Origin of the sequence: Cellulomonas wangsupingiae (assembly GCF_024508275.1) — a bacterium.
GTDB lineage: Bacteria > Actinomycetota > Actinomycetes > Actinomycetales > Cellulomonadaceae > Cellulomonas > Cellulomonas wangsupingiae.
Genome location: NZ_CP101989.1, coordinates 2,820,177 through 2,840,298 on the forward strand (window position 1 = coordinate 2,820,177; position 20,122 = coordinate 2,840,298).

General features: G+C 73.8%; 19 protein-coding genes and 1 riboswitch. Of the genes, 13 read left to right on the top strand and 6 right to left on the bottom strand.

Annotation, left to right across the window (positions count from 1 at the left end):
- Window positions 1–212: 212 nt before the first annotated feature.
- The 11 genes from NP075_RS12985 to NP075_RS13035 all read left to right on the top strand — a co-directional run bounded on the left by NP075_RS12985 (window position 213) and on the right by NP075_RS13035 (window position 13,073).
- The gene (locus NP075_RS12985; protein ID WP_227565591.1) at window positions 213–1,640 is read left to right on the top strand and encodes a glycoside hydrolase family 10 protein; all 1,428 of its coding nucleotides are present in this window, start codon (window positions 213–215) and stop codon (window positions 1,638–1,640) included.
- 121 nt (window positions 1,641–1,761) lie between these two features.
- On the top strand, window positions 1,762–2,559 hold the full coding sequence (locus NP075_RS12990) for a DeoR/GlpR family DNA-binding transcription regulator (RefSeq protein WP_227565592.1): 798 nt from the start codon (window positions 1,762–1,764) through the stop codon (window positions 2,557–2,559).
- Window positions 2,560–2,564: 5 nt separating this feature from the next.
- The gene (gene galT / locus NP075_RS12995) at window positions 2,565–3,758 is read left to right on the top strand and encodes a galactose-1-phosphate uridylyltransferase (protein ID WP_227565615.1); all 1,194 of its coding nucleotides are present in this window, start codon (window positions 2,565–2,567) and stop codon (window positions 3,756–3,758) included.
- A gap of 53 nt (window positions 3,759–3,811) precedes the next feature.
- Window positions 3,812–5,053: a galactokinase gene (galK, locus tag NP075_RS13000; protein ID WP_227565616.1), complete on the top strand. Its 1,242-nt coding sequence runs from the start codon at window positions 3,812–3,814 to the stop codon at window positions 5,051–5,053.
- A gap of 224 nt (window positions 5,054–5,277) precedes the next feature.
- Window positions 5,278–6,309 (top strand): permuted SH3 domain-containing protein, encoded by a 1,032-nt coding sequence (locus NP075_RS13005; RefSeq protein WP_227565593.1) that lies wholly within the window; start codon window positions 5,278–5,280, stop codon window positions 6,307–6,309.
- Window positions 6,306–7,112, top strand: coding sequence for an ABC transporter ATP-binding protein (locus NP075_RS13010; RefSeq protein ID WP_227565594.1), 807 nt, complete (start codon window positions 6,306–6,308; stop codon window positions 7,110–7,112). The genes NP075_RS13005 and NP075_RS13010 overlap by 4 nt, the downstream gene beginning before the upstream one ends.
- A complete protein-coding gene (locus NP075_RS13015; protein ID WP_227565595.1) occupies window positions 7,109–8,305 on the top strand; it encodes an ABC transporter permease in 1,197 nt (398 codons plus the stop codon). Before NP075_RS13010 ends, NP075_RS13015 begins: the two co-directional genes overlap by 4 nt.
- 155 nt (window positions 8,306–8,460) lie before the next feature.
- The gene (locus tag NP075_RS13020; RefSeq protein WP_227565596.1) at window positions 8,461–9,444 is read left to right on the top strand and encodes a hypothetical protein; all 984 of its coding nucleotides are present in this window, start codon (window positions 8,461–8,463) and stop codon (window positions 9,442–9,444) included.
- A gap of 28 nt (window positions 9,445–9,472) precedes the next feature.
- A complete protein-coding gene (locus tag NP075_RS13025) occupies window positions 9,473–11,101 on the top strand; it encodes an RND family efflux transporter (RefSeq protein WP_227565597.1) in 1,629 nt (542 codons plus the stop codon).
- Window positions 11,098–11,829 carry an ABC transporter ATP-binding protein gene (locus tag NP075_RS13030; protein ID WP_227565598.1) on the top strand — a complete coding sequence of 244 codons (732 nt, stop codon included), beginning with the start codon at window positions 11,098–11,100 and terminating at the stop codon, window positions 11,827–11,829. The genes NP075_RS13025 and NP075_RS13030 overlap by 4 nt, the downstream gene beginning before the upstream one ends.
- Complete coding sequence (locus tag NP075_RS13035; RefSeq protein WP_227565599.1) at window positions 11,826–13,073, top strand: ABC transporter permease; 1,248 nt, start codon at window positions 11,826–11,828, stop codon at window positions 13,071–13,073. The genes NP075_RS13030 and NP075_RS13035 overlap by 4 nt, the downstream gene beginning before the upstream one ends.
- 67 nt (window positions 13,074–13,140) lie before the next feature.
- On the opposite strand, the gene NP075_RS13040 is transcribed toward NP075_RS13035, so the two are convergent.
- The 5 genes from NP075_RS13040 to NP075_RS13060 form a co-directional block, all read right to left on the bottom strand.
- A complete protein-coding gene (locus NP075_RS13040) occupies window positions 13,141–13,953 on the bottom strand; it encodes an exodeoxyribonuclease III (RefSeq protein ID WP_227565600.1) in 813 nt (270 codons plus the stop codon).
- Between the two features lie 68 nt (window positions 13,954–14,021).
- Window positions 14,022–14,501, bottom strand: a complete 480-nt coding sequence (locus NP075_RS13045) for a VOC family protein (RefSeq protein WP_227565601.1) — start codon at window positions 14,499–14,501, stop codon at window positions 14,022–14,024.
- A 140-nt stretch (window positions 14,502–14,641) separates the two neighbouring features.
- Window positions 14,642–15,523: a bifunctional methylenetetrahydrofolate dehydrogenase/methenyltetrahydrofolate cyclohydrolase gene (locus NP075_RS13050; RefSeq protein WP_227565602.1), complete on the bottom strand. Its 882-nt coding sequence runs from the start codon at window positions 15,521–15,523 to the stop codon at window positions 14,642–14,644.
- An 11-nt stretch (window positions 15,524–15,534) separates the two neighbouring features.
- A complete protein-coding gene (glyA, locus tag NP075_RS13055; protein WP_227565603.1) occupies window positions 15,535–16,815 on the bottom strand; it encodes a serine hydroxymethyltransferase in 1,281 nt (426 codons plus the stop codon).
- A 69-nt stretch (window positions 16,816–16,884) separates the two neighbouring features.
- A riboswitch (ZMP/ZTP riboswitch) is annotated at window positions 16,885–16,975 on the bottom strand.
- A 104-nt stretch (window positions 16,976–17,079) separates the two neighbouring features.
- Window positions 17,080–17,613, bottom strand: coding sequence for a MarR family winged helix-turn-helix transcriptional regulator (locus tag NP075_RS13060; protein WP_372456738.1), 534 nt, complete (start codon window positions 17,611–17,613; stop codon window positions 17,080–17,082).
- Between the two features lie 39 nt (window positions 17,614–17,652).
- On the opposite strand from NP075_RS13060, the gene NP075_RS13065 reads away from it, so the two are divergent.
- Window positions 17,653–18,621, top strand: a complete 969-nt coding sequence (locus NP075_RS13065; protein ID WP_227565604.1) for a DMT family transporter — start codon at window positions 17,653–17,655, stop codon at window positions 18,619–18,621.
- Window positions 18,622–18,639: 18 nt separating this feature from the next.
- Here the strand turns inward: NP075_RS13065 and NP075_RS13070 are convergent, their stop codons facing one another.
- The gene (locus tag NP075_RS13070) at window positions 18,640–19,131 is read right to left on the bottom strand and encodes a GNAT family N-acetyltransferase (protein ID WP_227565605.1); all 492 of its coding nucleotides are present in this window, start codon (window positions 19,129–19,131) and stop codon (window positions 18,640–18,642) included.
- A 48-nt stretch (window positions 19,132–19,179) separates the two neighbouring features.
- Here NP075_RS13070 and purU point away from each other — a divergent pair, with 48 nt between their 5' ends.
- Entirely contained in the window at window positions 19,180–20,046 is an 867-nt protein-coding gene (gene purU, locus NP075_RS13075; protein WP_227565606.1) for a formyltetrahydrofolate deformylase, read from the top strand.
- Window positions 20,047–20,122 lie beyond the last annotated feature (76 nt).

Here is a 20,122-nt window from a genome sequence, read left to right on the forward strand (position 1 = left end):
TGAGCGCGTCGGGGATGGCGACTGTGACCCAGGTCACGGCATGAGAGTCCTTTAACGATACAAATCCCCCCGTCCACACCACGACAGAGTGCTTAAACGATTACGAGATCGTCGAAACCACGCGAATACGACATCTCGCGTTGACGTTAAACCTCGCCGTGGAGGACGGTGTGCTGCCGGTTGTTCCGGCGAGCACCCCTGAGGAGGGATCGATGACGATCACACGTCACCGGCGCGCACGCGTCGGCGCGGTCGGCGCCGTCGCCGTGGCCGCACTGGCCGTCGCACTGGCCGTTCCGGCCGCGGCAGCAGGCAGCACGCTCCAGGCGGCCGCGGCCGAGTCGGGCCGCTACTTCGGCACCGCGATCGCGGCCAGCCGGCTGAACGACGGGACCTACACGAACATCGCGAACCGTGAGTTCAACATGATCACGGCCGAGAACGAGATGAAGATGGACGCGATGCAGCCCAACCGCGGCCAGTTCAACTGGTCCTCGGGCGACCGCATCGTCAACTGGGCCCGCCAGAACGGCAAGCAGGTCCGTGGCCACGCGCTGTCCTGGCACTCGCAGCAGCCGGAGTGGATGCGGACGATGGAGGGCTCCGCACTCCGCACCGCCATGCTCGACCACGTCACGCAGGTCGCGTCGTACTACCGCGGCAAGATCTACGCCTGGGACGTCGTCAACGAGGCGTTCGCCGACGGGAACTCCGGCGGCCGCCGCGACTCGAACCTGCAGCGCACCGGCAGCGACTGGATCGAGGCGGCCTTCCGCGCCGCCCGCGCCGCGGACCCCGCCGCCAAGCTCTGCTACAACGACTACAACACCGACAACTGGTCCCACGCCAAGACGCAGGGCGTCTACAACATGGTCAAGGACTTCAAGGCGCGCGGCGTGCCGATCGACTGCGTCGGCTTCCAGGCGCACTTCAACTCGGGCAACCCGGTGCCGTCGAACTACGACGTGACGCTGCGGAACTTCGCCGCGCTCGGCGTGGACGTGCAGATCACCGAGCTCGACATCGAGGGCTCCGGCTCCTCGCAGGCGCAGCAGTACCAGGGCGTCGTCCAGGCCTGCCTCTCCGTGGCCCGCTGCACCGGCATCACGGTGTGGGGCGTGCGTGACAGCGACTCGTGGCGCGCCTCGGGCACCCCGCTGCTGTTCGACGGCTCGGGCAACAAGAAGGCGGCCTACACGAGCACGCTCAACGCGCTCAACGCCGGCGGCACGCCGGTCCCGAGCACGAGCCCGACACCCGGCCCCTCGACGAGCCCGACGCCCGGCCCCAGCACCAGCCCGACGCCGACCCCGACGACGACGCCGCCGCCCACCGGCAGCGGCAGCTGCACGGCGACGTACTCCGAGGGCCAGAAGTGGAACGACCGGTTCAACGGCACGGTGACGATCCGCGCCAACGGCAACATCAGCAGCTGGACCTCGACCGTCACGGTCCGTTCCCCGCAGCGCATCGTCGCGACCTGGAGCGGCTCGCCCACCTGGGACAGCAGCGGCAACGTCATGACGATGCGTCCCAGCGGCAGCGGTGCCCTGGCGAACGGCCAGACGGCGTCGTTCGGCTTCACGGTCCAGCACGGCGGCAACTGGACGTGGCCGGCGGTCAGCTGCTCCGCCTCCTGACGACCTGATCGTCCGCACCTGACGGGGCGGGCGCGGTGCTCCTCGCACCGCGTCCGTCCCGTCGTGCGTCCCGGACACCATTCTTGTTGGATTCTGTTCGTTCATGATGGATACTGTCGGGATGCTGGCGACCCAGAGACGTGAACGGATCCTCGCGGAGGTCCGCGCCCACGGAGCGGCTCGGGTCGCCGACCTGGTCGTGGCGCTGGGCGTCTCGGACATGACGGTCCGCCGCGACATCGCCGAGCTGGCCCGCGAAGGGCTCGTGCGGCGCGTGCACGGCGGCGCGGTCGCACCGGACACGCCCTCCCGGTCCACCGACGAGCCGGGATTCGAGGCCAAACGCACCTGGTCGTCCGCGCAGAAGACGGCGATCGCCCGCGCCGCCCTCGCCGACGTCGAGCCGGGGCAGGCGCTCGCGCTGTCCGCCGGGACCACGACGTGGGTGCTCGCCACGATGATCGCCGCCGACCCGACGCTGCGCCCGCTCACCGTCGTCACCAACGGGCTGCGGGTGGCGGACGCGCTGCACGGCGCCGACGACGTCGAGGTCGTCCTCACGGGCGGGACCCGCACGCCGTCGGACGCCCTGGTCGGGCCCGTCGCCGACGCGACGCTGGCGGACCTGCGCGTCGACCGCACCTTCCTCGGCGTGCACGGGCTCGACGCCGACGGCCCCACCACCCCGAACCTCGCCGAGGCCGCCACCGACCGCGCGCTGGTGCGGTGCGCGGCCGCGACCACCGTCCTGGCCGACCACACCAAGTGGGGCACCGTCGGGCTCGCGCGCATCTGCGGGTTCGACGAGATCGACACGCTCGTCGTCGACGCCGGCCTGGCCGACGACGCGCGCACCCACCTCGCCGCAGCCGTCGACCGCCTCGTCCTGGCCCGCCCGACCCCCGGAGACCCGCAGTGAGCGACATCCCGTCCGACGTCCGCGCCCGCGTGCGGCGCACACCCACCCGCCTCGCCGACGGCCGCGAGCTCATCTACTTCGACGACTCCGAGCCGTACGTCTCGGGCGCCGCCACGCGCCGGCTCGACGACCCGCGCCCGCTGCCGGACCGGTTCGCGCCCGTGGTCGACGCCGACGGCGTCGTGCACCCGGTCATCGGCCCTGAGCTGCGTCTCGACCCGCTGACCGGGGAGTGGATCCCCATGGCCGCGCACCGCATGAACCGCACGTTCCTGCCGCCGGCCGACGCGAACCCGCTGGCCCCCGCCACGCCGGGCGCGGCCTACCAGGACGGCGAGATCCCCGACACCGACTACGACGTCGTGGTGTTCGAGAACCGCTTCCCCTCGCTCCTGGCGGTGCCGGACCTCGAGGACACGGACGAGCTGGTCGACGGCGAGGTGCTGTGGCAGCGCCGTCCGGCCACCGGGCGCTGCGAGGTCATCTGCTTCTCGTCCGACCCGAGCGCCTCGCTGGCGACGGTGAGCCCGCGGCGCATGCGCACGGTCGTCGAGGCGTGGACGGACCGCACGCGCGAGCTGTCGACCCTGCCCGGCGTCGAGCAGGTGTTCTGCTTCGAGAACCGCGGCAAGGAGATCGGCGTCACGCTGCACCACCCGCACGGGCAGATCTACGCCTTCCCGTACGTGACGCCGAAGACGCGGACGATGCTGCGCCAGGCCCGCGCGTACCACGCGGGGACGGGCCGCGTGCTGCTGCGCGACGTGCTCGACGCCGAGCTGCGCCACGGCACGCGCGTCGTGCTGGAGTCGGAGCACTGGGTCGCGTACGTGCCCTACGCCGCGCGCTGGCCGGTCGAGGTGCACCTGGCACCGCGCCGGGACGTGCCGGACCTGCCGGCGCTGACCGACGCCGAGAAGGCCGACCTGTCGATGACGTACCTGACGCTGCTGCGCCGCCTCGACCAGTTCTTCGTCGACGGCGACGGCGGCGCGATCCCGCTGCCCTACATCAGCGGCTGGCACCAGGCGCCGGTACGCGAGGGCCGGGACGTGTCGCGCCTGCACCTGCAGGTCTTCTCGGTGCTGCGCGCGCCGGGCAAGCTCAAGTACCTCGCGGGCGTGGAGTCCGCCATGGCCTCGTGGATCAGCGACACCACGCCCGAGCGCATCGCGCGCCGCCTGCAGGAGCTGGCGTGAGCGCCGGCCCCGCACGCCGCACCCCCACCCCGACGAGCACGGAGCCGCACCCCATGACGAGCGCCACCTGGACCCACGCCTGGGACCGCGCCGACGGTGAGCGGCGCGCCCGCGACCTGTTCACCGGGACGTTCGGCGCGGCGCCCGACGGCGTGTGGTCTGCGCCCGGACGGGTCAACCTCATCGGCGAGCACACCGACTACAACGACGGCCTCGCGCTGCCGATCGCGCTGCCGCACCGGACGTACGCGGCCGTCGCGCGGCGCACCGACGGCCTGGTCCGGCTCGTCTCGGCGCAGGAGCCGTCGGGCGTGCGCGAGGTCCCGCTCGCCGAGGCCGTGCCGGGTGCGGTGCGCGGCTGGGCGGCGTACGTCGTCGGGGTCGCGTGGGCGCTGCGGGCGGCCGGGCACGACGTGGGCGGGTTCGACGTCGCGATCGACTCGTGCGTGCCGTTCGGGGCCGGCCTGTCCTCGTCCGCGGCCCTCGAGGCGTCGGTGGCCGTCGCGCTCGACGCCCTGCACGGCCTCGGGCTCGCGGGGGGCGTCGACGACGCGGGCGCGGCGACCGACGACGCGGGCCGCGGCGTGCTCGCGACCCTGTGCGTGCGCGCCGAGAACGAGATGGCCGGTGCCCCCACGGGGGGCATGGACCAGGCCGCGTCGCTGCGGGCGCGCGCCGGGAACGCGCTGCTGCTGGACTGCCGCGACGGGTCGGTGCGCCACGTGCCCTTCGACCTCGCCGCCCACGGCCTGGCACTTCTGGTCGTCGACACCCGCGCCGAGCACTCGCACGTCGACGGCGAGTACGCGCAGCGGCGCGCCGCGTGCGAGGCGGCCGCGCGCCGTCTGGGCGTGGCCTCGCTGCGGGAGGTGGCCGACGACGCGCGCGGCGACGGCTGGGCGCTCGAGGCGCTCACCGCCGACGAGGACGGCGTGCTGCTCGCGCGCCGCGTCCGCCACGTGACCTCGGAGATCGGCCGGGTCACCGCGTTCGTCGAGGCGCTCGACGCGGGGGACGTCCGTGCGGTCGCGCCGCTCATGGACGCCTCGCACGCGTCGCTGCGGGACGACTACGAGGTGTCGTGCGACGAGCTCGACGTGGCCGTCGACGCGGCGCGGGCCGCCGGGGCGCTCGGCGCGCGCATGACGGGCGGGGGCTTCGGCGGGTCGGCGATCGCGCTGGTCGGCGTCGACGAGGTCGAGGCCGTCGCCGAGGGCGTCGCGCGCGCGTTCGCCGCGCGGGGCCTGCGCTCCCCCGCGTTCGCCGTGGCCGTGGCGGGTCCGCCGGCGGGCTGACGTGCGCGCCTGCCGCCGTTCGCGTCCCACGCGTTCGCCCGTCCGGGTGAGAGGCGGTGGCGGAACGGAGGGACCCGGCGATCCGGGCCCGCTACTCCTCATCGCGTAGTAGCGTGCGGCGCGCACGGCAGCGGCGCCCCCACCCGTGACGGCGACAGCCCGACCGGACCCGTGACGACGCCACCGCGCCGCCCGCCGTCCACGTCGCGAGGAGCAGCACCCCTGTGGTCCGTCGATACGTCTTCCCGACCCTGCGCCTGGTGATCTGGGCCGTCATCGCCGTCGCGCTCGTCCGCATCGCCTTCGCCGGCGCGGACGTGACCACCGAGGCCTCCGGCGCCGAGCCCACCGGGCAGGTCGTCGAGCCGACGGTCGAGGCCGTCACCGGCAGCATCACCAACGCCGTCACCGTGCGGGGCGCGGTCGTCGCGGACCCGTCCGTCGTCGTGCGCGCCACGCTCGCCGGCACGGTGTCGAAGCTGCTGGCGGCCGACGGTCAGCGCGTCGACGCGGGAACCCCGGTGCTCGAGATCCGCCAGGAGACCCCGCAGGACCCGATCACGAAGACCGACCCGGACACCGGGGAGACCACGGTCACCGAGCGGAAGCCGAAGGTGGTCGTGGAGCGGGTCACGGCGCCCGTCGCGGGCACGCTCAGCCTCCCGACGCTCAAGGACCAGGTCGTCTCCGTGGGTGACACGGTCGGGCAGGTCGCACCCGGCACGCTCTCGGTCTCCGGGACACTGACGGCCGACCAGCAGTACCGCCTGGTCGGGGCACCCACCGAGGCGCAGGTGACGCTCAAGGGCGGCCCCGCACCGTTCACGTGCACGGGCCTGCGCATCGGCACGGCGGCACCGGCCGCGCCCGGCCCCGTGGCCGAGGGCGAGGGCGACCCCGCGTCCGCCGCGTCGGGCACGGTCCTGTGCGCACTGCCCGGCGACGTCACCGCGTTCCCAGGGCTGGGCGCCGACCTCGAGATCGTCAACGGCACCGCGGCCGACGCCGTCGTCGTCCCCGTCACCGCCGTCCAGGGGACCGTGCAGCGCGGGAACGTCTGGGTGGTGACCGCCGAGGGCGCCGAGCCCGAGGAACGGGAGGTCGGGCTCGGCCTGACCGACGGGGAGGTCGTGCAGATCACCGAGGGCCTCGCGCTCGGTGACCAGGTCCTCGAGTTCGTGCCCGTCCCCGGTGGCGACGGCGAGGTCGACTGCGGCGACCCGATGCAGTACGACCCGATGGTGTGCGGCGGATGAGCCTGCTCGAGCTCACCGGGGTCACCCGGTCCGTGCGGCTGCCCGACGACCGGCTCCTGGAGATCCTGCGCGGCGTCACGCTGAGCGTCGACACGGGCGAGCACGTCGCCGTCGTCGGCCGCTCGGGGACCGGGAAGTCGACCCTGCTGAACATCCTGGGCCTGCTCGACGCCCCGACGTCCGGGGAGTACCTGCTGGAGGGCGTGCCCATCGGCCACCTGTCGAACCGCGAGCGGACCCGCCGTCGCGGCCGGGACTTCGGTTTCGTCTTCCAGCAGTTCAACCTGCTGCCGGGCCGCACCGCCCTGCAGAACGTGGCCGCACCGCTGATGTACGCCACGGGGCAGCAGTTCTGGCGCCGGCGGTCCATCGCGGAGCAGATGCTCGACCGGGTCGGGCTCGGCGACCGCCTCGACACGATGCCCGAGAAGCTGTCCGGCGGCGAGCAGCAGCGCGTGGCCATCGCGCGCGCCCTCGTGCGCGGCCCGCGCGTCATCCTGGCCGACGAGCCGACGGGTGCCCTCGACGTCGAGACCGGCCAGGAGGTGATGGGCCTGCTCGACGAGATCGCCTCGATGACCGGGGCCGCGCTCGTGACCATCACCCACGACCTGGCCGTCGCCGCCCGCGCGCAACGGCACTACCGGCTCGCCGAGGGCGTGCTGGTGCCCGTGGACCTCACCGGTGCGGGGCACGAGTGGGTGGGCGACGTGCCGCTGGCGCCCGGCGCCCGGCGCCTGCCGGACGCGGTCGCGGGCGTGCCCGAGCTCGGCCCGTCGGTGCCGGCGGAGGTCCGGCCGTGAGCGGGTTCGTCGGCGCGCTCGTCGAGGCCTGGGACGAGCTGCGGCTGCACAAGCTGCGCGTCCTGCTGGCCCTCATCGGCGTGGCCGTGGCCGTCGCCGCCATCACGGCGGTGACCGCCGCCGTCCAGATGCTCACCCAGGGCTTCCAGGAGCAGTCCGAGCGCGACATGGGCCGCCAGGTCACGCTGACCCTCAGCGCCTGGGCGCAGACCGAGCAGGCGGCACCGCTGGACGAGCTGGACGCCACGTACCTGCGCGCCCTCGACCGCTACGGGATCACGTGGGCGACCCGCGACTGGTACCTGCGCGTGCCGTTCCGCTTCCCCGACGGCACCCGGCCCACCGAGGTCCGCGCCGTCGACCCCGACCTCGGCACCATGCAGCGGGTCCAGGTCGACGAGGGCCGGTGGTTCACCGAGGCCGACCGCGACACGTTCGCGCCGCTGCTCGTGGTCAACGAGGCGTTCCTCGGGGCGCTGGGCGCCGACGGGCTCGAGACACGGCCGACCGTGCTCCTGGGCGACCGGGAGCCCGTCCGGGCGCGGGTGATCGGCGTCGTGCCCGACCGCTGGCCGGACGAGATGCCCCAGGCCATGGTGCTCTACGACCAGCTGACCCGCTGGTACGCGCCGGAGTCCGGCGGCGGGCAGCAGGCACCCGAGCTCAAGGTCTGGGTGCCTCCCGAGTCCGCCGACGACCTCGGGCCCCGCCTGCGGCGCGACGTCGCCGCCGTGCTGCCCGGCTGGCAGGTCGAGGTCTGGGACAACCGCAGCACGGGATCGGGCCTCGACGGCGCAGCACGCTGGGTCGCCCTGGGGGTCGGCGGCTTCGCGCTGCTGCTCGGCGGGCTCGGCCTGGTGAACATCGCGCTCGTGACCGTCCGGTACCGGATCCGCGAGATCGGCATCCGCCGGTCGTTCGGCGCCACGTCGGGACGGATCTTCTTCGGCGTCCTCATGGAGTCCGTGGTCGCCACGGTGGTGGCGGGGCTCGTCGGTGTCGTCCTGGCCGTGGCGATCGTCAAGAACATCCCCGTGGACGTGCTCTTCGGCACCCTCCAGGACCGCCCGCCCTTCCCCGTCTCCGCGGCGCTCGTCGGCATGGCGTGCGCGACGGGGGTCGGCGCCCTCGCCGGCCTCATCCCGGCGACGGTCGCCGTCCGCGTGAAGGTCATCGACGCGATCCGCTACTGACGAGGCCGGGCCAGGAACCCGACCTGGGTACCCCAACCTTTCGGAAAGGTCATCCCGAAGTCGGACACGGCGGGCACATCCCGCCGATATCGTCGCGGTGACGCCCGTCGAGGGCGCGGTGACCTCGGTCATCATCTCCCGCGAAAGGCACGCCGATGCGTCGTCCTCCCGTCCTGCCCGCCCTTGCCGGAGCCGTCGCGGCACTCGTCCTGGTGGGCTGCACCGGGAGCGACGCGGCGGGCCCGTCCGACGACGAGACCGGCCCGGTGACGGCGTTCTTCGAGAAGGTCGGCGGCTCGTTCGACGACGAGCAGTTCCAGGACGACCAGCGCAGGATCGAGGAGCTCATCGCCGCCTGCATGACCGAGGAGGGCTTCGAGTACACGCCCGTCGACCCGACGTCCGGCGGCGTGATGTCGAGCGACGACGCCCCGGACTGGGGCTCCGAGGAGTTCGTCGAGCAGTACGGCTACGGGGTGACCACCGGCGAGGAGCTGTTCGGCGGCGGCCAGGAGCCGTCCACCGACCCGAACCAGGAGTACGTCGCCGCGATGTCGGAGAGCGAGCAGCTCGCCTACAACGAGGCCCTCTACGGTGCGATGACCGAGGTGGACCCGGAGGCGGACCCCGACGCGCCGATCGAGTCGAACTGGGAGGAGGAGGGCTGCTGGGGCGCCGCCTCGCACGAGGTGAACCAGGCCCAGATCTGGGACGACCCGGCCGTCGCGGACATGACGGAGGAGATGCAGGTCGAGTACGAGAACCTCGAGGACGACCCCTCGCTGAGCGAGGCGCAGGGCAGGTGGAGCGAGTGCATCGCGGAGGCGGGATACGACTTCGCGGCCCCCCACGAGGCCGAGCAGAGCATCAGCGACGAGATGAGCGCGCTGTGGGAGGCCGTGATGCCGGCCGACCCCGAGGCGGAGATCGACCCCACCGCGTCCTTCGAACCCGACCCGGCGGCCGTGGCCGAGCTGAAGGAGAAGGAGTTCGCCCTCTCCGCCGCCGACCACGAGTGCCGCAGGTCCACCGGCTTCGCGAAGGCCCAGCAGGCGGCCGTCATCGCGCTCGAGGAGCGCCTCTGGGAGAAGTACGGCGACCAGCTCGAGGCCGCCGCGGCGAAGACCCCGGCGAAGTGACGACCGGCCCCGGGACGAGGACGGCACGATGAGCAGCACCGGCACCCGCGTCACCGGCGGCCGCCGCACGATCGTCGCGATGGCCGTCGTGGCCGTCGTCTGCCTGGCGGCGGGTCTGCTGCTGTCCAGGCTGATCATCTCCCCCGGCCAGGCGGCGGCCAACGCTGCGCCGCCGACCGCCGGCCCCATCACCGTCCCCGTCGAGAGCCGGGTCATCGCGAACGAGGTCGTCCTGCGCGGCGACGTCGGGTACGACGACCCCGTGGACCTCGCGATGGAGACGGGCGACCTCGGCGGCCCGGCCGTCGTGACCGGTCAGGTCAAGGAGGTGGGGGCGACGGTCGACGCGGCCGCGGTCGTCCTCGAGGTCACCGGCCGACCCGTCATCGCGCTGCCGGGCGACCTGCCGACCTACCGGACGCTGCGCACCGGGGTCTCCGGGCCCGACGTCCAGCAGCTGAAGGCGGCGCTGCGCGCCGTCGGCATCGACGGCGGCGACCCCGCGGGCGCGACGTACGACGCGACCGCGGCCGCAGGCGTCCGGGCGCTGTACCAGAAGGTCGGCTACGAGCCCCCGACCGGCGGACCCGAGACGCAGGAGGCGGTGGAGGCCGCACAGGAGGGCGTCACCGCGGCGCAGGCGCAGGTCGCGAGCGCCGAGGCCGCGCTGACCGCGGCGGCACGTGCGACCGGCGGCGCCTCCGTCGCGGAGCTCGACGGCGCCGTGCGCATCGCCGAGGCGCAGGTCGCGTACCTCGCCGAGCAGTGCTCGCGGCCGGCGGCACCGCCGGACCCGCAGGCCGCACCGGAGATGTCCGTCGCCGACTGCACGCCCCCCGGGCGCGTCAGGGCGGACGCGGAGCTCCACAGCGCCCGCGCGGCCCGCGCGGCCGCGGACGTCGCCCCCGACACCTCGGCGGAGCGTCAGGGCGTGCGCGCCGCGAAGGACCAGCTCACCGCCGCCCGCGAGCGGCTCACGGAGGCGCAGTCCGCGGCCCTGACGCCGCTGCCGGCCACCGAGATCGTGTACCTGCCCTCGCTGCCGCGCCGCGTGGACGCGGTGTCCGTCGAGCGCGGCGGCATCGTGCAGGGCAAGTTCATGAGCGTGTCGGGCGCCACCGTCCAGATCACGGCCTCGGCGTCGCGCGCCGACGCCGAGCTGATGACGCCGGGGACCGCGGGCGTCATCAGCATCGACGGCACGGACGCGCCCGTGACGGTGGCCGAGGTGACCGACGCCGAGGCGACGGAGGCCGACGCCGCCGCCGGGACCGAGGCGAAGCCGGCCACCAGCGACCGGCGCAGGGTGGTGTTCACGGTCGGGGAGCTGACCCCCGAGCAGCTGACCGCGCTCGAGGGCACGAACGTGCGCGTGCGCGTCCCGGTCAGCTCCACCGACTCCGAGGTCCTGGCGGTCCCGCTCGCGGCGCTCACCGCCGGGCCGGGCGGCGAGAGCCGCGTCGAGGTGTCCGGTGACGGGACGAGCCGCCTCGTCGAGGTCACGACGGGCCTGGCCGCGTCGGGGTACGTCGAGATCACCGCGTCGGAGGAGCCGCTGGAGGCGGGCGACCTCGTCGTCGTCGGCGTCTCGCCCACGGACGAGGAGACCGCCGAGCCCGGGACCGACCCGGACGAGACCCCCGAGGAGGACGCGTGACCGTCCTCGACCTGCTCGGAGTACCGCAGGAGGGCGCACCGCAGGACGCCGGGGTGCACCCGGTCGTGGAGCTGCGCGGGGTCGCGCGCGAGTTCCCCGGGGAGCCGCCCGTGCACGCGCTGTACCCGGCCGACCTGCGGGTCGACGCCGGCGAGTACGTGTCGGTCGTCGGGCCGTCCGGTTCCGGCAAGTCGACCCTGCTGAACCTGCTCGGCCTGCTCGACCGGCCGTCGCACGGCGAGTACCTCATCGACGGCGTCCCGACGGCGCGCGCGGGCGAACGTGAGCGGGCCGCGCTGCGCGCCCGGCACATCGGCTTCGTCTTCCAGGCTTTCCACCTGCTTCCGCACCGCACGGTGCTGGAGAACGTCCTGCTCGCGACCCTCTACAGCGGCGTCCCCCGCGCCGAGCGTCGTGACCGGGCCGTCGAGGCCCTCGCGCGGGTCGGCCTGACGCACCGCCTCGACTTCCGGCCCACGGTCCTGTCGGGGGGTGAGCGCCAGCGCACCGCCGTCGCACGCGCGGTGGTGTCCCAGCCCCGTGTGCTGCTCGCGGACGAGCCCACGGGCAACCTGGACTCGGAGAGCTCCGCCGCCGTGCTCGAGCTCTTCGACGAGCTGCACGCCGACGGGCTGACGCTGCTCGTCATCACGCACGAGACGGACGTCTCGTCGCGCGCGCAGCGCCGCGTCCGGATCGCCGACGGCCACCTGCAGGAGATCGCGTGACGACGGTCGTGCAGGACGTGCCGCGCACCGACCGCTTCGGCGCGAGCGACCTGCTCGCCGAGGCCGCCGCCGGTATCGGCGCACGACCCGGCAGGCTCGTGCTGACGATCCTCGGGACCGTCCTGGGGATCGCGTCCGTCGTGGTCACCGTGGGCCTCGCGCAGACGGCCGCCGGTCAGATCAACAAGCAGTTCGACGCCGTCGCGGCGACGCAGGGCGCTGCCCAGCCCGCCGAGAGCGACCCGTTCGGTGGCACGCCGCGCCCGATCGGCACGCTGCCGTGGGACGCCGCCGACCGCGCCGAGCGTCTCAACGGCGTGCAGGCGGCCGCGCTGGTCTCCGAGATCGCCCTGGGCGAGCGCGAGGTGACCGCGGTGCCCGTCCACGACCCCTCCGCGGCCCGGGTCACGAGCCCTGCCGTCCTCGCGACGAGCCCCGGGGTCGTGGCGGCGCTCGACGGTCGGATCGTGCAGGGTCGCTACTTCGACCGCGGGCACGACGAGCGTGCCGACCGCGTCGTCGTGCTGGGTGCGAAGGCGGCGGCCCGCCTCGGCGTCGTCCGCGTGGACCGGCAGCCGTCGATCTTCATCGGTGACCGCGCCTACCAGGTGATCGGCATCATCGACGACGTGGTGCGACGCACCGACCTGCTGTCCGCGGTGATCATGCCGAACGGCACCGCACGCGCCGACCTCGCGCTGACCACGCCGCAGGAGCTGCACCTGCACCTGGCCGTGGGGGCCGGGCCCGTCGTCGGCGAGCAGCTCCCCGTCGCGCTGGACCCCCACGCGCCGGAGACGTTCGACGTCCAGGTACCGGCCGGGACGTCCTCGGTGCGCCAGGACGTGCAGGCGGACATCAACGCGATCTTCCTGGCCCTCGGCGGGGTCGCCCTGCTCATCGGTGGCGTCGGCATCGCGAACGTGACGCTGCTGTCGGTGCTCGAGCGGGTCGGGGAGATCGGCCTGCGACGCGCGCTCGGGGCGACGCGTCGCCAGATCGCGGCCCAGTTCATGGTCGAGTCGGTGGTCATCGGCATGCTCGGCGGCCTCGTGGGCGCGGCGCTCGGCGTCGCGGTCGTGACCGTCGTGTCCGCCGTGTCGGAGTGGACGCCCGTCCTCGACCTGCGGATGGTGGGCGTCGCGGCGATGTCCGGTGGCCTGATCGGCCTGCTCGCGGGCCTCTACCCGTCGATGAAGGCCGCGTCGATCGAGCCGATCTCCGCGCTGCGCGGCGGCGTCTGACGCCCCACCCCCGCGTCGCCCCGGTGACAGGACGATGCAGCACCGGCCGTTGCGACGGCCGGGGGCGTCAGAGGTCGTACTCGACGACGACGGGGGCGTGGTCGCTGAACCTCGCGTCGTAGGCGGCCGCGCGGTCCACCGTCGCCGTGCGCGCCAGGGCCGCCAGCGCCGGGGTCGCGAGCTGGTAGTCGATGCGCCAGCCCGCGTCGTTGTCGAACGCCTTCCCGCGCCACGACCACCACGTGTAGGGCCCGGGCCCCGGGCCGCCGAGGTCGCGGCCCAGGTCGCGCCAGCCGAGGCCGTCGAACCACCGGTCCAGGTACGCCCGCTCCTCGGGCAGGAACCCGGCCTTCTTCAGGTTGCCCTTCCAGTTCTTGATGTCCACCTCGCGGTGGGCGATGTTGAGGTCCCCGGCGACGACGGCGAGCCGCTCGTCGTCCAGCAGCGCCGTCAGCCGTGTGGTCACCTGCGCGAGGAAGGCGTACTTCTCCTCCAGCGACGGCGTCCCCGCCGTCGCCGAGTGCAGGTAGGCGGACGCCACCGTCAGCGTCCGCGCGGGCCGCCCGTCCTCGGCCGGCACCTCGAGGTCCGCCTCGACCCACCGACCGGCGTCACCGGTCACGCCGGTCCCCAGCCCGATGCGTACCGCGCTCATCGGCAGGCGCGACGCGATCGCGACCCCGGCCCGGCCCTTGGCGTGCCCGGCCTCGTGCGCCAGGTGCCACTCGCCGGGTGCCAGGTGGTCGGCGAGGATCTCGTCCGACCCCCGCACCTCCTGCAGCAGCAGCACGTCCGACTTGCGGACGTCCAGCCAGTCGGCCATGCCGCGGCGGAAGGCGGCCCGGATCCCGTTGACGTTGACGGTGGCGACGCGAAGCACCCGGCCATCCTGCACCACGCCGCCGACGTCGCCGGGCCGGATGCGGGGTGCGGGAGACGTCGCCCTCGTCACTCCCCCGCGTAGGCCGCCTCCAGCGGCGCGATCTCGAGCTTGTGCATCCGGAGCATCGCCTGCGTCGCGCGAACGACCCCCGCCGCGTCCGGGCGGGACATGATCTCGTCGAACGCACGGGGCACCACCTGCCAGGACACGCCGTACCGGTCCTTGAGCCAGCCGCAGGGCCCGTGGGACCCGCCGCCGGCGACCAGCGCCTCCCAGTAGTGGTCGACCTCCTCCTGCGTGTCGACCGCGAGGTAGAAGGAGAACGCCTCGTCCGGCGTGAACGACGGACCGGCGGTGAGGATGGTGACAGCGTGCCCGTCGAGCTCGAGCTCGACGAGGAACGGCGACCCCTCGGGCACGTCCGGCATCCCCGGCGCCGCGTGCACCACCCGCGTGATCCGCGAGCGCGGCACGACGGACACGTAGAACTGCGCGGCCTCGTGGCCTCGGTCGACGAACCACAGGTGCGTGCGGACCATGCCCATGGCGGGCTCCTCTCGTCGGTGCGTCGTCAGTACCGACCCGCCGTGAGCCCGTGACTCATCGCCCGTGCGCGACACGTCGGCACGCAGGACGCCGAGGGCCCCGGGTCGTGCGACCCGGGGCCCTCGTGGTGCGCGCAGCGTCAGCCGACGTGCCGCTCCGCGGTCTCCACGACGTTCCTCAGCAGCATCGCCCGCGTCATGGGGCCGACCCCGCCCGGGTTGGGCGACACCCACGACGCGACGTCCCAGACGTTCGGGTGCACGTCACCCACGATGCGGCTGCGCCCGGTCTCCGGGTCCTCGACCCGCGAGACGCCGACGTCGACGACCACGGCGCCCGGCTTCACGATCTCGGAGGTGATGATGCTCGGGACACCGGCGGCGGCGATGATGACGTCCGCGTTGCGCGTGTGCTCGGCCAGGTCGTCGGTGCCCGTGTGCGTGAGGGTCACCGTCGCGTTGACCGCGCGCCGCGTCAGGAGCAGGCCGATCGACCGGCCGACGGTCACGCCGCGCCCGACGACGACGACGTCGGCCCCGTGCAGCGGGACGTCGTGCCGCTCGAGCAGCTCGATGATCCCCGCCGGGGTGCACGGCAGCGGCGACGTGATCTCGTCGTTGACCCGCAGCACCAGCCGCCCGAGGTTGGTCGGGTGCAGGCCGTCGGCGTCCTTCTCCGGGTCGACGAGCTCCAGCACGCGGTGCACGTCGATGCCCTGCGGCAGCGGCAGCTGGACGATGTACCCGGTGCACGCCGGGTCGTCGTTGAGCCGCTGCACGGCGGCCTCGATGTCGGCCTGCGTGGCGTCGGCGGGCAGGTCCTCACGGATGGAGGCGATGCCGACCTCGGCGCAGTCCTTGTGCTTGCCGTTGACGTACCAGCGCGAGCCGGGGTCGTCGCCGACGAGCAGCGTGCCGAGGCCCGGCGCCACGCCGCGCGCGGCGAGCGCCGCGACGCGGGTGGTGAGGTCGGCCTTGATGGCGGCAGCGGTCGCGCTGCCGTCCAGCTTCTGGGCGGTCATCGGTCCCCCGCTCAGTACTGCTGCAGACCGGGGTACAGGGGGAACGCCTCGGTGAGCTTGCGCACCCGGGCGGCCAGCGCCTCGACGTCGGCACCCGGGCCCTCCACCAGCGCGGTCGCGATGATGTCCGCGACCTCGGTGAACTCGGCGTCGCCGAAGCCGCGCGTCGCGAGCGCGGGCGTGCCGATGCGCAGGCCCGACGTCACGCGCGGGGGGCGGGGGTCGAACGGCACCGCGTTGCGGTTCACCGTCACACCGGCGGAGTGCAGGAGGTCCTCGGCCTGCTGGCCGTCGAGCGGCGAGTGGCGCAGGTCGACGAGCACGAGGTGCACGTCCGTGCCGCCCGTGAGCACCGAGATGCCGGCCGCAGCGACGTCCGGGGCCGTGAGGCGGTCGGCGATGATGCGCGCGCCGTCGAGGGTGCGCTGCTGACGGGCCTTGAAGTCCTCGGTGCCCGCGACCTTGAACGCCACGGCTTTGGCGGCGATGACGTGCATGAGCGGGCCGCCCTGCTGGCCCGGGAACACCGCGGAGTCGATCTTCTTGGCGTACTCGCCCTTGCTGAGGATGAAGCCCGAGCGCGGGCCGCCGATCGTCTTGTGCACGGTGGACGACACGACGTCCGCGTGCGGCACCGGCGACGGGTGCAGGTCCGCGGCCACCAGACCCGCGAAGTGCGCCATGTCGACCCACAGCTTGGCGCCGACCTCGTCCGCGATCTCGCGGAACGCCGCGAAGTCGAGCTGACGCGGGTACGCCGACCAGCCGCCGATGATGACGTCCGGGCGGTGCTCGAGCGCGGCCGTGCGGACGGCGTCGTAGTCGACGCGGAACGTCTGCGGGTCCACGCCGTACGCGGCGACGTCGTACAGCTTGCCGGAGAAGTTGATCCGCATGCCGTGCGTCAGGTGGCCGCCGTGCGCGAGGTCCAGACCGAGGATCCTGTCCCCGGCGTTGATCAGCGCGTGCAGGACCGCGGCGTTGGCCGTGGCGCCCGAGTGCGGCTGGACGTTGGCGTGCTCGGCGCCGAACAGGGCCTTGGCGCGGTCGATCGCGATGGTCTCCGCGATGTCGACCTGCTCGCAGCCGCCGTAGTAGCGGCGGCCCGGGTAGCCCTCGGCGTACTTGTTGGTGAGCACCGAGCCCTGCGCCTGCAGGACGGCCCGGGGCACGAAGTTCTCCGAGGCGATCATCTCGAGGGTGTTCTGCTGGCGGGCCAGCTCACCGTCGAGGACGGCGGCGATCTCGGGGTCGAGGTCGGAGATGTTCTGGTCGAGCACGTTCTCGCTCATGCAGGGACTCCTGTCGCAGTCAACTGTGCGGGCGACGTCCGGCGCACCGCACACGTCGGGTGTGGGGCGACCGAGGGCCCAGGCGTCCGACCCGTTGGTCCAGCTGCTGCGTCGCTCCCCGGTGGTGACCCACCCTGCTGCGCCAGTCGCGACCCACACACCCTACCAACCACGGCAGCCCGCCCCCCGCGGTCACCCGCTCTCGCGAGAGAGAGGACTGCGGGCATCCCATGCCCCGGATCCTCTGTCTCGCGGGACAGGGGGTCATGCCGTGGCCGGGGGGTGCTCCAGGGTCGCCAGCCAGGTGCGCAGGATGCGCTCGAGCTCGTCGGCGTCGGCGGGGGTGAGAGCGCCCAGGAGGCGGCGCTCGTTGGCCATGTGGTCGGTGAACGCGGCGTCGATGACCTCGCGGCCGCGGTCGGTGAGCGCGACGAGCCGGGCGCGGGCGTCGGTGTCGCTCACGCGGCGGGCCACCAGGCCCGCGCGCTCGAGCCGGTCGACGCGCTTGGTCATGCCGCCGCTGGTGACGAGGGTGTGGGCCGCGAGGTCGCCGGGCGAGCGCTCGTAGGGCGGGCCGACGCGGCGCAGGGTCGCGAGGACGTCGAACTCCCCCTCGGTGAGCCCGTGCTGCGCGTAGACGGCGACGAGTTCGTCGGTCAGGTGGTGGGCGACGCGGTGCAGCCGGCCGATGACCTGCTGCGGGCGGACGTCGACGTCGGGACGCTCGCGCCGCCACGCGTCGCCGATGAGGTCGAGGCGGTCCGGCGAGGGCGTCGGCCGGGGCGAGGGTGGGATCACGCGAGGAATATATCTTCCTCGTCAAGTATTTTGTCTTCCATGGAAAGCACCTGGCGCTGGTCCCTGCTCGCCGCCGTCGCCCCGGTCACCTGGGGCGCGGCCTACTACGTCACCGCGCAGACGCTGCCGGACTCGCACCCCCTGTGGGGTTCCGTGATGCGCGCCCTTCCGGCCGGTCTCCTCCTGCTCGTGGTCGCCCGCCGGGCACCCCGCGGCGCCTGGTGGTGGCGGTCCCTCGTGCTCGGCGCGCTCAACATGAGCGCGTTCTTCGTGCTCGTGTACGTCGCCGCGCAGCGCCTGCCCACGTCGGTGGCCTCCACCGTCATGGCGGTCTCGCCGTTCGCGCTGGCGCTCGTCGCCTGGCCGCTGCTCGGCCAGCGGCCGCGCGTCGCGTCGCTCGCGGGCGCGGGCCTCGGGTTCACCGGGGTCGTCGCGATGCTGCTGACCGGCAGCGTGCAGATCGACCCGGTCGGGGTGCTCGCCGGCACCGCCGCGATGCTCATGTCGTCCGTCGGGTTCGTCCTGGCCACCCGGTGGAAGGACGAGGTCGACGTGCTGACGACGACCTCCTGGCAGCTGGTGGCCGGCGGGCTGCTGCTCGTCCCCGTCGCCGTCGCGGCCGAGGGTGCTCCCCCGACGCTCGACGCCCGCGGCTGGCTCGGCCTGGCGTTCCTGTCGCTCGTCGCGACGGCGCTCGCCTACGTCACGTGGTTCACCGCGCTGCGGCACCTGCCCGCGAGCGCAGTGGGTCTCGTCGGGCTCCTCAACCCCGTCACCGGCGTCGCCGCCGGGCTCACGCTCGGCGGCGAGCACCTCACCGGCCGGCAGACGCTCGGCGTCGTGGCCGTCCTCGCCGCGGTCCTCCTCGGGCAGCCCGCGGTGCAGGCGCGGCTCCGCGGTCGCCGCCCGACGCCCCACCCCGGGCACGACACCGTGCGAGCCGTCGCGCAGCTCACGCCCCCCGGGCCACACGTCGCGTCGCCGGGCGCGACGTCGTCGTCCTCATGACCTCCCCACGAGGGGGCGTCAGGCTCGGACGGGCTCACCGTCGCCGAGGAGCTTGCGCAGGTACGCGTACGTGAGGTCGCCCGCCGTCTGGTCGTGCTGGTGCTCGTAGCCGGCCTTGTTGTACAGCGCGATGTTCTGCAGCGAGTCGCGCCCGGTGAACACCCAGACCTCGTCGATCCCGTCGGGCAGCGTCGGCAGGATCGCCGAGAGCAGCTCGGTGCCGATGCCCTTGCCCTGCAGGTCGGGGGCGACCGCGAACCGGCCGAGCGTCGCCTTGGACCCCTCGACGAGCACGCGGATCGAGCCCACCAGCCGGTGGCCCCACCACGCGCCGAGCGTGATGACGCCGTCGGCCCGCAGGTCCTCCTCGAGCTCCGGCAGCGTCTGGGTCAGCGGCGGGATGTTCGGGTCGCCGTACTGCTGCGCCTCCGTGACGAACGCGGCACGGCGCAGAGTGAGCAGCTCACCCGCGTCGTCGGCCGTGACGGGGCGGATGTCGAGGGCGGTCATGCGGCCATCGTCTCAGCCCACGCCCTGCGCGCACTACTCTCGGACCTCGTGTCTCCCACTTCGGACCTCGACCCGAGCCACCTCGTCCTGACCCTGTCGTGCCCGGACCGCCCCGGCATCGTCGCGGCCGTCGCCGGACTGCTCGCCGAGCACGGCGGGAACATCACCGAGTCGCAGCAGTTCGGCGACCCGCTGTCGGGGCTGTTCTTCATGCGGGTGCAGGTGACGACGCAGGCGCCGGCCGACGTGCTGCGCGCGGACCTCACGGCGCTGGCCCACCGGTTCGAGATGAGCTGGCAGCTCGACCTGGCGGGCCGCCCCGTGCGCACGCTGGTCATGGTCTCCACGACCGCCCACTGCCTCAACGACCTGGCCTTCCGCCAGCGGTCGGAGGGCCTGCCCGTCGACCTGGTCGCCGTGGTGTCCAACCACGACCTGCTGCGCCCCATGGCCGACTTCTACGACATCCCGTTCCACCACGTCCCCGTGACGTCGGCGACCAAGGCGGCGGCCGAGGCGCGGCTGCTCGAGCTCGTCGAGGAGCTCGACGTCGAGCTCGTCGTGCTGGCGCGGTACATGCAGATCCTCTCGGACGACCTGTGCCGGCGCCTGCAGGGCCGTGTCATCAACATCCACCACTCGTTCCTGCCCTCGTTCAAGGGTGCCCGGCCCTACGCGCAGGCCCACGAGCGAGGGGTCAAGCTCATCGGCGCGACCGCGCACTACGTGACCGGCGACCTCGACGAGGGCCCGATCATCGAGCAGGACGTCGAGCGGGTGGACCACACCCACGCCGTGGAGCACCTCGTGGCGCTGGGGCAGGACGTCGAGCGTCGCGCACTGGCCCGCGCGGTGCGCTGGCACGCCGAGCACCGTGTGCTGCTCGACGGCACGCGGACCATCGTCTTCCGCTGACGCGGACCCGCGCGCTGGATCGTCCTCTCACGCCCTTCATCCCCGGAGGGCGGTGAGAGCCGGGGGCACGAAGCGT

Excerpts from the sequence above, each read along its gene's own strand:
- NP075_RS12985 (WP_227565591.1), top strand. The coding sequence starts at position 213 with ATGACGATCACACGTCACCGGCGCGCACGCGTCGGCGCGGTCGGCGCC.
- NP075_RS12990 (WP_227565592.1), top strand. The coding sequence starts at position 1,762 with ATGCTGGCGACCCAGAGACGTGAACGGATCCTCGCGGAGGTCCGCGCC.
- galK (WP_227565616.1), top strand. The coding sequence starts at position 3,812 with ATGACGAGCGCCACCTGGACCCACGCCTGGGACCGCGCCGACGGTGAG.
- NP075_RS13010 (WP_227565594.1), top strand. The coding sequence starts at position 6,306 with ATGAGCCTGCTCGAGCTCACCGGGGTCACCCGGTCCGTGCGGCTGCCC.
- NP075_RS13020 (WP_227565596.1), top strand. The coding sequence starts at position 8,461 with ATGCGTCGTCCTCCCGTCCTGCCCGCCCTTGCCGGAGCCGTCGCGGCA.
- NP075_RS13025 (WP_227565597.1), top strand. The coding sequence starts at position 9,473 with ATGAGCAGCACCGGCACCCGCGTCACCGGCGGCCGCCGCACGATCGTC.
- NP075_RS13045 (WP_227565601.1), bottom strand. The coding sequence starts at position 14,501 with ATGGGCATGGTCCGCACGCACCTGTGGTTCGTCGACCGAGGCCACGAG.
- NP075_RS13050 (WP_227565602.1), bottom strand. The coding sequence starts at position 15,523 with ATGACCGCCCAGAAGCTGGACGGCAGCGCGACCGCTGCCGCCATCAAG.
- glyA (WP_227565603.1), bottom strand. The coding sequence starts at position 16,815 with ATGAGCGAGAACGTGCTCGACCAGAACATCTCCGACCTCGACCCCGAG.
- NP075_RS13065 (WP_227565604.1), top strand. The coding sequence starts at position 17,653 with ATGGAAAGCACCTGGCGCTGGTCCCTGCTCGCCGCCGTCGCCCCGGTC.
- NP075_RS13070 (WP_227565605.1), bottom strand. The coding sequence starts at position 19,131 with ATGACCGCCCTCGACATCCGCCCCGTCACGGCCGACGACGCGGGTGAG.